At 36.6% G+C, this 621-nt stretch carries 1 pseudogene; it reads right to left on the bottom strand.

Annotated elements, in window-relative coordinates:
* Positions 1-437: 437 nt before the first annotated feature.
* Positions 438-621, bottom strand: a pseudogene (locus tag ACODS7_RS32410) (hypothetical protein); the annotation flags it as partial.

Below are 621 nucleotides of genomic sequence, written 5' to 3'. Positions count from 1 at the left end.
TGAAAATATTACAGTATATTTCACCAATTGCATGGCAACATATCAATTTTTATGGTCGTTATGAATTTAGTAAATCCCCAATGGTAGTAAATATAGAGAAAATTCTTGAGAGTATTAATAAAGATGATATTCTAACCAGCTTAACACAAGAAGACTCCTTGGAAGAATAAAGTATCGCTGTCCTTATTCCCCCTTTTCGGGGGGATGGGCAAAAACACCCTATATTGAGTCTTATTTTAACAAAAAGTGTCACAGAATAATAGTTCTGTGACACTTTTTGTTCATGCATCTTTTCAAGAGGGTAGGGTATGGTAATACCTAAAATTAGGTTGTTGCTCTGAAAGAATACATCATTTAGACATTTGGGCTAAATGTGAAATAACCCCTTTTATTTTCGGAATATTACAAAATGTCTGTTTCACTCGAAGATGCTGGTTCTACCCCTCATACTGCACCCCGATGCCGTATACAACAAAAGGACGTATATGCGTTACGTCCTCAATCATCAGTCCTATTTTTTTCGTCCGATTACTTACCCGTAATCGATTCATATACATGTCGATTGCATCAAATGTATGCTGGTCCCAAATCGCTTCATCCCAATTGGACACATTCGCAGCA

It is taken from the genome of Bacillus sp. FG16 (assembly GCF_057809515.1).
This window is presented reverse-complemented; position numbering and strand designations above follow the sequence as displayed.